4 protein-coding genes, 1 tRNA gene and 2 rRNA genes are annotated in these 10,364 nt (G+C 37.6%); all 7 read left to right on the top strand.

What is annotated here, in order from left to right; all coding sequences use genetic code 11:
• Positions 1-9: 9 nt before the first annotated feature.
• The 7 genes from argS (at position 10) to GAN53_RS00585 (ending at position 10,267) form a co-directional block, all read left to right on the top strand.
• Entirely contained in the window at positions 10-1,710 is a 1,701-nt protein-coding gene (argS, locus tag GAN53_RS00615) for an arginine--tRNA ligase (RefSeq protein ID WP_151409116.1), read from the top strand.
• Complete coding sequence (locus GAN53_RS00610; protein ID WP_151409115.1) at positions 1,710-2,411, top strand: hypothetical protein; 702 nt, start codon at positions 1,710-1,712, stop codon at positions 2,409-2,411. Before argS ends, GAN53_RS00610 begins: the two co-directional genes overlap by 1 nt.
• 1 nt (position 2,412) lies before the next feature.
• A complete protein-coding gene (locus GAN53_RS00605; protein WP_151409114.1) occupies positions 2,413-3,504 on the top strand; it encodes a tetratricopeptide repeat protein in 1,092 nt (363 codons plus the stop codon).
• Between the two features lie 32 nt (positions 3,505-3,536).
• Positions 3,537-5,087, top strand: coding sequence for an NAD(P)/FAD-dependent oxidoreductase (locus GAN53_RS00600; protein ID WP_151409113.1), 1,551 nt, complete (start codon positions 3,537-3,539; stop codon positions 5,085-5,087).
• A gap of 324 nt (positions 5,088-5,411) precedes the next feature.
• A 16S ribosomal RNA gene (locus GAN53_RS00595) occupies positions 5,412-6,938 on the top strand.
• A gap of 91 nt (positions 6,939-7,029) precedes the next feature.
• A tRNA-Ala gene (locus GAN53_RS00590) sits at positions 7,030-7,105 on the top strand.
• Between the two features lie 81 nt (positions 7,106-7,186).
• Positions 7,187-10,267, top strand: a 23S ribosomal RNA gene (locus GAN53_RS00585).
• Together the 16S and 23S rRNA genes with 1 tRNA gene alongside form the textbook arrangement of a ribosomal RNA operon.
• Positions 10,268-10,364 lie beyond the last annotated feature (97 nt).

Genomic DNA, 10,364 nt, shown 5'->3' with positions numbered 1-10,364 from the left:
GATAAATTTATGAAAGATCAAAAAGAATTAATTGCAAAAAAATTAGAAAGCTTAAACATAGGCTTATCTTATGATGAAATTTATAATTTAATTGAAATTCCACCACAAGATGATATGGGAGATTATTCTTTCCCATGCTTTTCACTTGCAAAAATCAAAAGAAAAAATCCAGCACAAATAGCAAGCGAACTAAAAGAAGAAATTGGCGAAATTGAAACTATTGAAAAAATTGAAGTTTTAAACGCTTATATTAACTTTTTTGCAGACAAAAGTTTTATCCAAAACCAAATACTAAATGAAGTTTTAGAAGAAAAAGAAAATTATGGTAAAAAACAAATTGGTACAGGCAAAAATGTTACAATAGACTTCTCTGCTCCAAATATTGCAAAGCCATTTCACATTGGTCATATAAGATCAACTGTAATTGGAGATGCTATCAGAAATATTTATAAAGCCCTAGGATATAACACAATTGGCATCAATTATATAGGAGATTATGGAACACAATTTGGTGTAATGATAGCAGCTTATAAACTTTGGGGAGATAAAGAAGCAATCGATGCTGATCCGATAAATGAATTATTAAAACTTTATGTAAGATACAACTCAGAAGCTGAAGATGATCCTTCTATGATGGATGCTGCTCGTGCTGAATTTAGAAACCTTGAAGAAGGACAAGAAGAAGCGGTAGAACTTTGGCAATGGTTTAAAGATTTATCATTAAAAGAATTTGATAGAGTATATGAAATACTCGATATAAAATTTGACAATTATCACGGTGAAAGCTACAACGCAAAGGCAGAACCAAGAGTAATAAAAGAACTTAAAGATAAGAAATTGTTAGTTGAGAGCGAAGGGGCTCAAATAATGGATCTTTCTGATGAAGATCTTCCACCAGCAATAATACTAAAATCCAACGGTTCAAGCGCTTATATTACAAGAGATATAGCAACAGCAGAAAACCGTGACATGGAATACGGTTATTACAAAAACCTATATGTAGTTGCAAGCCAACAAAACCTCCATTTTCAACAGTTAAGGAAAATATTAAAGAAAATGGGACATGATTATTGGGAAAAATGTATCCACATACCATTTGGATTAGTATCGATGAAAGATAAAACCTTATCAACACGTAGAGGCCATGTAATATTCCTAGAAGATGTTTTAAACAAGGCAATTGAAAAGACCAAAGAAATCATGGTTGAGCGTAATGCAGATATTGATGATATTGATAAAACAGCTCAAATAGTTGGAATTGGTGCTGTAAAATTCCAAGAATTATACAACAATAGAATCAAAGATTACGTATTTAACTGGGATAACCTACTAAACTTCAACGGTGAAACAGGACCTTATGTACAATACACATACGCTCGTGCAAAATCTGTTTTGAGAAAAGCTGGTAAAGAAGAATTTGAAAAAATGAATTTCTCCAAATTAAACACAGCTGAAGAAATGGCATTAATTAAATCAATAGGATTGTTTGAAGATGCTTTGATAAAAGCTCACGATAAATATGAACCATCAATGGTCTCAAGAGCAATTATGGATATTGCCAAAAACTTCAATAAATTCTATAACGCTCACCAAATAAATGTTGAAGATGAACAATTGCAAAATGAAAGATTAGCATTAACCTATGCAGCAGCCATAGTTATAAAAGAAGGATTGGCTCTACTTGGAATAAAGACTGTTGAGAAAATGTAATGAATGATAGATTTAAGGACTTTTTTGAAGTAACTGGCAAAGCTTTAAAAGAAAGCTTTGCTAAGTTAAATAAAGTTTATATAGCGTTTATTGTTATTTTGATTAGGGCCTTTTATCAAAATTATCGATTCACAGGTATGTTTTCTAGATCAATGGCTGGCGGTCTTTTAAATTATTTTATAGACGCAGCCATGCTTTGCTTTGTAGCTCAAGCGCTTAGATCCATAATTGTCTATGGAAATTCCGGGAAAAAATCCATAGGAAATTCCTTAAGCAATTTCTTAAATCCAATTTTAAGAACGGTTTTTTATACCTACCTTTTGCAAATGATGATAGGAACTTTCCAAAGTGGATTTTCATTTAGCTTATATATGTTATTGCTAGTTGGTTTTGAAATTTTATTTTCAGCTATGTTAGAAGAAGTTTACATAAATGGCAAAGCAGGTATTGATGCTATCAAATCATCAGCTAAGTTTGTATGTGATAACATAATTCCTTATGGTTTATTTTCACTAATATTTATAATTATAGAAGTTTATTTCTCCTATAATTTTACTTTTCAACTAGCTTTTGGTTTGGAAAAAGCAGCATATATTTTATTGTTTGCAATTATTCAGTTGTTTTTCTATGTTGTTAGAGGTCATATGTTTAAATATCTAAACGATCACCCATATCGTCAAAGAAAGTTTATGAGATCATAAGATGACTTTAGATAATTATTTTAAAAAATTTTCTAAGAATTTGGCTTATTTGGAACTTAAAGATTCGTCTAATTTCCAAATGTTAAAAGGCATTTCATTGCCCGTTTATATTGATGAAGTAAAAGAAGGTATTTTATCGGGATCTATGGAAGAAGAGATCAAAGTTCAAAATTTTTTTGATGGAATGATTATAAATTTAGCCATAGATCCTGATTTTATCTACAATGACAAATACAAGTTGATTTTAGACAAATATATCGATGATTTTGCCAAATATACGACTAATCAAGCTCTACAAGCAAAAGATAGGATAAAAGCAATACTTCTCTTAAGAGGTGGATTTTTATTAAATCCTCTAGATTCTTATAATTCTTATCTTTATGCTAGAAATCTTTGGCCACTAGCATTTGAAATAAGCGAAGATTACAAAGACGAATTTATAAAAAAATCCATAGAAATTCTTGAAGATATTATAAAAAGAAATGAAAATTTTGCCCCATCCTATTTTGAATTAGGAAATATTTATGCGAATTTAGGAAGATACATTAAAGCTAAAAGTTATTATAACAAAGCTTTGCAAAAAACTGACTCCATAGAAGCGATTGATGAAATTAGAGATAAAATAAGTGAAATTGAAGATAATGCTCAAATAGAAGAAGCCTTGTATTTCATAGGCAAAAGCAGATATGATGAAGCAATAAGGACACTTACTCACCTTTTATCAAATGCCAAAAGAGCAGATGCCTACTATTATTTGGGAGTTTCCTACCAAAACATTGGTCAATATGAAAACTCTATAATGGCTTTTGAAAATGCAATAGATCTTGGGGGAAATTTTAGAGAGCTTTATAATGATTATGCAATTTCTTTGTATCTAGAGCAGAACCTTCAACAAGCTTTAGAAGTGATAGATAAGGGATTAAAATTATATCCATCTGATCCAAGACTTAGCTATAACAAAATACAAATAAATTTGGTATTAGGAAATCTTAATCAAGCTCAAAAAGATATAGAAGAGCTTCTTAGCTTTGATGATCTAAGCGATGAAATAGGAGAAAATTTATCAATAATAAAAGAACAATTTAAAATTTAAAGACCTTGCGAGGTCTTTTTTAATGAGGAATTATGATAATAATAAGAAACATAATACAAGAAAGTGACGATCCCATAAAACTAAAGAAAAAAATAGGTAAACTTATAAAAAGAGATGACTTTTCCTATGAAATTTATAGAAAATCCATCGATTCAAGAAAAGGAATAAAATATAATTTTCAGGTTTTGGTTGATTTAAAGCTTTCAGAAAAAGAAGTAAAAAAAATAAAAAATTCTGAAATATACGAGGTCAAGGATTTAGAAATAAAGATTAATAATCCTCCAAAAGAAGTAAGTATCGTTGGCACTGGACCTGCTGGACTATTTTGTGCTTATGTTTTAGCGCAAAACAAGGTAAAAGTGAAAGTTTACGAAAGAGGAGAGGAAATAAAAGATAGGATAAAAACTATCGAAAATTTCAAAAATGGCGGAAAATTAAACACAGAAAGTAACATTCAATTTGGAGAAGGAGGAGCTGGGACCTATTCAGATGGGAAACTTACAGCAAGATCCAAAGATCCAAGAGTGAGATATGTTCTAGAAACTTTCCACAAAAATGGCGCACCGGATGAAATTCTAATCGACAATAAGGCTCATATAGGAACTGATCTGCTAAGAGATGTCATAACAAATATGAGAAAAGAAATAATAAAAAATGGTGGTGAATTTTACTTTTCCCATAGATTTGATGACATAAACATAAAATCAGATGAAGTAGAAAATATAATCATAAATGGAAAAGAAAAACAAAGCGAAGCCTATGTACTAGCTCTAGGAAACTCAGCAAGAGATACATTTGAAATGCTAAGTCAAAAAATTCAAATGGAAAATAAAAATTTTGCCGTTGGATTAAGAATTGAACACAAAAGACAAACAATAAATAAAGCTCAATATAATGGAAAAGAAACTGATAATCAGGGGAAATTACTACCTCAAGCTTCCTACAACTTAACCTACAATAACAAAGAAATGAACCTATCAGCCTATACATTTTGTATGTGTCCAGGGGGATATGTAGTAAACGCAAGTAGTGAAGAGGAAAAACTTTGCGTAAATGGCATGAGTTACCACGATAGAGATGGTGAAAATTCAAACTCCGCAATAATTGTTACAATAGATGAAAAAATCTATGGAAACAAAATTTTAGACGGTATGAAATTTCAAAGAGAAATAGAAAATAGAACCTACAAAATAGGAAATGGAAAAGTCCCAGTTCAAAGATTCGCTGATTACAAGAAAAATACTCCAACAGGAAAATTAGGTCAAATTAAGCCATCAGTACAAAGCCCATATACATTAGCAAATTTAAGAGGAATATATCCAAAAGAAATTGAAGAAATGATAATAGAAGCAATAGAATCAATGGGAGAAAAAATCAAAGGATTTAACGATGATGATGCAATTTTATCAGCAGCAGAAACCAGATCATCATCCCCAATAAGAATGCTTAGAGACGAAAACAACAAATCCTTGGGAATAAATAACTTATATGTAATCGGTGAGGGAAGTGGCTACTCTGGAGGAATAGTATCATCAGCAATTGATGGTATAAAAACAGCTCAATTTATATTAGAAAAAGAATAAAAAACCTTTGACATAATAGAAAATAAAGCGTATTATAATATAAGTCACTACAAAAATTTGTAAGCTAAGTAAAACTTTTGTAAAAAAATGCAAAAAAGATTTGACAAGCGAACAAAATAGTAGTAGACTATAAAAGTCGGTTCCCAAAGAACCGCAAAGAACCGGATATTAGAATATATCCAAAAACATAATATCAATGATTATAAAAAAATATAATCAACCTTAAATAAACAAATTTAAACCAAGTTGATTTCTAAAACAAAATCACGCATTGATTAAATCAGTGTAAATGAAAGAGCTTGAATCAAAAGCTCTCATATAAATTTTCATGAGAGTTTGATCCTGGCTCAGGATAAACGCTGGCGGCGTGCATAACACATGCAAGTCGAACGATGAAACTCATTTGAATTCTTCGGAATGAAAATAAGTGGATTAGTGGCGAACGGGTGAGTAACACGTGAGTAACCTGCCTTAGAGATGGGGATAGCCTTAGGAAACTGAGAATAATACCCAATAACATAAAGCGATCGCATGATAGCCTTATCAAAGAATCTCGCTCTAAGATGGACTTGCGTCTGATTAGCTAGTTGGTAAGATAAAAGCCTACCAAGGCAACGATCAGTAGCCGGCTTGAGAGAGTGTACGGCCACATTGGGACTGAGACACGGCCCAGACTCCTACGGGAGGCAGCAGTGGGGAATTTTGCACAATGGGGGAAACCCTGATGCAGCGACGCCGCGTGATTTAGAAGGCCTTCGGGTTGTAAAAATCTTTTGTATAGGAAGAAAATGACAGTACTATACGAATAAGGTCCGGCTAAATACGTGCCAGCAGCCGCGGTAATACGTATGGACCAAGCGTTGTCCGGAATCATTGGGCGTAAAGGGTACGTAGGCGGTTAAATAAGTTAGAAGTGAAATCCCATAGCTCAACTATAGTAAGCTTCTAAAACTGTATAACTTGAGAAATGAAAGGGAAAGTGGAATTCCTAGTGTAGCGGTGAAATGCGCAGATATTAGGAGGAATACCGGTGGCGAAGGCGACTTTCTGGTCATATTCTGACGCTGAGGTACGAAAGCGTGGGTAGCAAACAGGATTAGATACCCTGGTAGTCCACGCCGTAAACGATGAGTGTTAGGTGTCTGGAGTAAATCTGGGTGCCGCAGCTAACGCAATAAACACTCCGCCTGGGGAGTACGCACGCAAGTGTGAAACTCAAAGGAATTGACGGGGACCCGCACAAGCAGCGGAGCATGTGGTTTAATTCGAAGCAACGCGAAAAACCTTACCAAGTCTTGACATAATACGGAGGGTAATAGAGATATTATCTTATGGCTTCGGCCAACTGTATTACAGGTGGTGCATGGTTGTCGTCAGCTCGTGTCGTGAGATGTTGGGTTAAGTCCCATAACGAGCGCAACCCTTATGGCTAGTTACCATCATTAAGTTGGGGACTCTAGCAATACTGCCGGTGACAAACCGGAGGAAGGTGGGGATGACGTCAAATCATCATGCCCTATATGACTTGGGCTACACACGTGCTACAATGGCAGGAACAGAGAGCAGCGAAATTGCAAAATCAAGCGAACCTCAAAAAGCCTGTCCCAGTTCGGATTGATCTCTGCAACTCGAGATCATGAAGTTGGAGTTGCTAGTAATCGCGAATCAGCATGTCGCGGTGAATGCGTTCCCGGGTCTTGTACACACCGCCCGTCACACCATGGGAGTTGGCAATACCCGAAGCCTGTGAGCAAACCGTTAAGGATGCAGCAGTCGAAGGTAGGGTCAGTAACTGGGGTGAAGTCGTAACAAGGTAGCCGTATCGGAAGGTGCGGCTGGATCACCTCCTTTCTAAGGAAGAGCTAGCGGCAAGCCGCTAGCTTTCGAGAATGACAGGTTATTCTCAAAAATTAGAAAAGAAAAATAATCATTGATATTACATGGGGGTATAGCTCAGCTGGGAGAGCACCTGCCTTGCACGCAGGGGGTCAAGAGTTCGAATCTCTTTACCTCCACCAACTAGTTAAAAAGGAAACTAATTAACTAGAAAACCGAACCACTCAGAAATGAGAAAAAACTAAATAGCAAACAATATTTCCAGTCAAGAAACAAAGGGCTCAAGGTGGATGCCTTGGCACATGAAGGCGAAGAAGGACGTAAGTGAACGAAAACTAGGGAAAGCTCACAAAAAGCCATAACCCCTAGGTCTCCGAATGGGGAAACCCGTCTAATGAAGAATTAGACATCATAAGATAAACACATAGTCTTATGAAGCAAGACCCTGCGAACTGAAACATCTAAGTAGCAGGAGGAAAAGAAAGAAAACTCGATTTTCCAAGTAGCGGCGAGCGAAAAGAAAACAGCCCAACCCAATAAGAAATAAGTTTTTTAGTCAAATCATTTGGGAAAATGAACCAAAGAAAGTGAAAGTCTTGTAGACGAAAGAAAGCATATTTTTGGGAGCAAGTAGCAGTGAACACGAGGAATTTGCTGTGAAGATAGGGGGCCCATCCCCTAAGGCTAAATACTAACATGTGACCGATAGCGAACAAGTACCGTGAGGGAAAGGTGAAAAGAACCCCGCAAGGGGAGTGAAATAGAACCTGAAACCTTAAGCCTACAATCAGACAGAGATCAAAAGATTGATGTCGTACCTTTTGTAGAATGGGCCAGCGAGTTATCATATCAAGCAAGATTAAGCATTTAAGATGTGAAGTCAAAGCGAAAGCGAGTCTTAACAGGGCGAAAGTTTAATATGATAGACCCGAAACCGGGTGATCTAGCCATGGTCAGAGTGAAGGTGAAGTAAAATTCACTGGAGGCTCGAACCGGGTGCGGTTTAAAACGCATCGGATGAACTGTGGCTAGGGGCGAAAAACCAAACGAACCCGGAGATAGCTGGTTCTCCTCGAAATAGCTTTAGGGCTAGCCTATGATCAAAGATTTAAGGAGGTAGAGCACTGAATGGCCTAGGGCGGTTACCGTACCAAAGCCTATCAAACTCCGAATGCCAAAAAATCAAATCATGGAGTCAGACTTAGAGGGATAAGCTCCTAAGTCGAAAGGGAAACAGCCCAGACCGACAGCTAAGGTCCCAAAATCTGGATTAAGTGGAAAAGGATGTGAACCTACTAAGACAACCAGGACGTTGGCTTAGAAGCAGCCATACATTTAAAGAATGCGTAATAGCTCACTGGTCAAGTGGGTTTGCGCCGAAAATAAACGGGGCTAAAATCCAGTACCGAAGCTTCGGATTGATAGAGAATTTAAATCTATCTCATAAAAAGGAAACCATAAAAAAAGGCAAAAGAAAACTTAACTAGGAAATATAAAAAAACAATCAAGATAAACGAGTTATAAAAAAATACGCAAATATCAAACACAAAGATAAAGGTAAGTTGTAAACTCAATTATCACCGAAAAACAGACATACAAAAGTATGAACCTGGTAAAAGAATTCCAAAACCGAAAACATGGTTACTTATGAATAGATTTAAACTCTCTATCAGTGGTAGAGGAGCATTGTATAAGCGAAGAAGCCAAAGTGAAAACAAAAGTGGAGCCTATACAAGAGAGAATGCTGGCATGAGTAGCGAGAAGGAGAGTGAGAATCTCTCCCGTCGAAACCCTAAGGACTCCTGAGCAAGGCTCGTCCCCTCAGGGAAAGTCGGGACCTAAGGCAAGGCCGAAAGGCGTAGCCGATGGACAACAGGTTTAAAATCCTGTACCGCTTAAAGTCGTAAAAGAGATGTGATGACGCAAGAGGACACACTAGCTGCCTGATGGATGGCAGTCTAAACACAAAGGCTTTTCAGTAGGCAAATCCGCTGATCAGCAGCCAATGTGCGATAGGCATCGAAAACACAAGTAGAGAAATAGTTAAATTCAAATTGCCAAGAAAAGTCACTATCAAGACCAAAGCGCCCGTACCAAAACCGACACAGGTAGGGAGGTAGAGAATACCAAGACGCGCGGAAGAACCTTTGTTAAGGAACTCGGCAAAATATCCCCGTAAGTTCGCAAGAAGGGGAGCCAGAGCGATCTGGCCACAGAAACCAGGCCCAAGCGACTGTTTACCAAAAACACAAGTTTCTGCAAAATCGCAAGATGAAGTATAGGAGCTGACACCTGCCCGGTGCTGGAAGGTTAAGGGGAAGAGTTAGTCGTAAGACGAAGCTTAGAACTTAAGCCCCAGTAAACGGCGGCCGTAACTATAACGGTCCTAAGGTAGCGAAATTCCTTGTCGGGTAAGTTCCGACCCGCACGAAAGGTGTAACGATTTGGGCACTGTCTCAACAAAGGATCCGGTGAAATTGTAGTAGTCGTGAAGATGCGACTTACCCACGCTAGGACGGAAAGACCCCGTGGAGCTTTACTGTAGGCTGATATTGGATTTTGAGATTAGACGTACAGGATAGTTGGGAGACAATGAAACCTGCACGCCAGTGTAGGCGAAGTCACCCTTGGGATACCAACCCTCTAATATCAAAATTCTAACAATAACCCATGAAGCTGGGCATTGGACATTGTCAGTTGGGCAGTTTGACTGGGGCGGTCGCCTCCCAAAAAGTAACGGAGGCGTTCAAAGGTTCGCTCAGAATGGACGGAAACCATTCGCAGAGTACAAAGGCACAAGCGAGCTTAACTGCGAGATAAACAAATCAAGCAGAGTAGAAATACGGACTTAGTGATCCGGTGGTTCCGAATGGAAGGGCCATCGCTCAACGGATAAAAGCTACCCCGGGGATAACAGGCTTATCTCCCCCAAGAGTCCACATCGACGGGGAGGTTTGGCACCTCGATGTCGGCTCGTCTCATCCTGGGGCTGAAGTAGGTCCCAAGGGTTGGGCTGTTCGCCCATTAAAGAGGCACGCGAGCTGGGTTCAGAACGTCGTGAGACAGTTCGGTCCCTATCCAGCGTGGGCGTAAGAAATTTGCGAGGAGCTGTCCCTAGTACGAGAGGACCGGGATGGACATACCACTGGTGCACCAGTTGTTTCGCCAGAAGCATAGCTGGGTAGCTAAGTATGGAATTGATAAGTACTGAAAGCATCTAAGTACGAAGCAACCCTCAAGATAAGATTTCTCAAAGAAGGTAAAGAAAATACCTTAGATAGGTCCAAGGTGTAAGTACAGTAATGTATTAAGCTAAAGGATACTAACCATTAAAACTTGACTGGAAATATTGCTTGCTATCTAGAAGGTTCAAAAAACAAACCGAAACTAAAAGTTGACAGGTCGGAGCTTTGACAAATCAAAGATTTGAAACAGCTCGAC

Origin of the sequence: Anaerococcus sp. Marseille-P9784 (genome assembly GCF_902500265.1) — a bacterium.
Taxonomy (GTDB): Bacteria; Bacillota; Clostridia; order Tissierellales; family Peptoniphilaceae; genus Anaerococcus.
The sequence above is the reverse complement of the archived record's forward strand: the minus strand, read 5'-3'. Positions and strand labels throughout refer to the sequence as shown.